This window comes from Salipiger sp., assembly GCF_059781815.1.
Window position 1 is genome coordinate 1 of record NZ_JBYNAH010000413.1, and the last position, 1,734, is coordinate 1,734.

The following is a 1,734-nucleotide window of genomic DNA, read 5'->3' on the forward strand; positions in this document are numbered from 1 at the left end:
AAGGCCTTGTAGGCGGTCTCCTTGGCGATGGCCTGCCAGGCGTTGAATTCGTCCTGGGTCATCTCTGCGATCTCGACGCCGTTCTCCTTGAACACGTCGCGCGCGTTGCTGTCCTGCGCCTTGGCCTCTTCGAGGTAATAGGCCTCGGCCTTGGCCGACGCATCCAGCAGCGCCTGCTGCTGCGCTTCGGTCAGGCCCTCGAAGGTCGACTTGGTCATCAGGAGCGGCTGGTACATGAACCACAGCGCGTATTCGCCCGCCGGGGTGAAGCACTTCACCTGCTCGTAGATCCGGTACGAGACGAAGGACGAGGACGAGGTGTTGGCCGCATCCAGAACGCCGGTCTGCATGGCGTTGTAGATCTCGGCCGAGGACATCGACGCGATCGAGGCCCCGGCCCCGGCCAGCATCTGCTCGAAGGCCTTGCCCGCCGCGCGGGTCTGCTTGCCCTGCACGTCGTCCGGAGAGGTGATGCAGCCATCGGTGCCGGCAAAGCCGCCGGCGAGGTAGCCGTGCACCAGCGTCATCACGTCATCCTCGTTCAGGATCGCTTCGATCTCGTCCATGAACTCGCTGTCGTTGAGTCGCGCCGCATGGTCGTGGTTCTTCACCAGCCCCGGCATCAGGGTCAGGTTGTAGGCGTTGCGCAGGCCGCCGGCATAGGCCAGCGGGAAGACGATCATGTCGACCTGCCCACGGGCCAGCGGCTTGTACTGCTCGCGCGCCTTGAACAGCGATTGCGTCGGGAAAATCTTGATGTCGAGATCGACATCGGCAGCGGCGACCTCGTCGGCGACCATCTGGGCCACCTTGTGGCGCAGGTCGCTCTCGGAAAACTGGTGCGACAGGCGCAGCTCGGTAGCGTGCAAGGCGGACGTGCCAAGCAGAACGGTCGCGGCGGCGGCCGCGAGGGTCTTGGTGAACTTCATGGTTTCTCCTCCCAGAGTTGACCGGGTTGTGCCCCCGGTCGAGGCCCAACCTTGCAATGATTGTTTTTTCAGTCAAGTTTTTTGTATACAAGAATTACAATCTTGTCGGCCAGACGCCGCCGCTATAGGATCGTGCCATGGAAAGAAAGCGTTCGGACATCATCGCTGACGAGCTGGAAAGCCTGATCCTCGACGGCTCCTTCGCCGATGGCGAGCGGCTCGACGAATCCCAGCTGGCCGAGCGCTTCAACGTCTCGCGCACGCCGCTGCGCGAGGCCTTCCAGCGGCTGGCGCTGTCGGGGCTGGCCGAGCAGATCCCGCGCCGGGGCGTCTTCGTGCGCCAGCCCGGCCCGGTCGAACTCATCGAGATGTTCGAGGTGATGGCGGCGCTCGAGGCGCTCTGCGGAGAGCTTGCCGCCGCGCGCATCACCGATGAGGCGCTCGAAGAGCTGCGCGCCGCCAATGCGCGCTGCCAGCAGGCGGTCGAGGCGCGCGACACCGATGCCTATTACCGCGAGAACGAATGCTTCCACGGCATTCTCTACCGCCAGTCCGGCAACGGCTTTCTCGAACAGGAAAGCCGCCGCCTGCACCGGAGGCTTCAGCCGTTCCGGCGCTTGCAGCTCAGGGTGCGCGGACGGCTGGCGCAGTCGATGGCCGAGCACGAGGCCATCGTCGACGCGCTCGAGGCCGGCGACGCCAGGGCGGCGGCGGCGGCGCTCAAGAGCCATGTCGCGGTGCAGGGCGAGAAGTTCCACCACCTGATCGCGAGCCTCAGGCAGGCGGCGGAGTAGCCGCCGCCCCC

General features: G+C 65.4%; 2 protein-coding genes. One reads left to right on the forward strand and one right to left on the reverse strand.

From position 1 onward, the window contains the following. Nucleotides 1–929 (reverse strand): TRAP transporter substrate-binding protein DctP (gene dctP, locus AC6RA4_RS25365; protein WP_500165079.1); only part of this gene is annotated, 929 nt, incomplete at its 3' end. 137 nt (nt 930–1,066) lie between these two features. Here dctP and AC6RA4_RS25370 point away from each other — a divergent pair. Beyond that, nucleotides 1,067–1,723, forward strand: coding sequence for a GntR family transcriptional regulator (locus AC6RA4_RS25370; RefSeq protein WP_500165081.1), 657 nt, complete (start codon nt 1,067–1,069; stop codon nt 1,721–1,723). Nucleotides 1,724–1,734: the final 11 nt, after the last annotated feature.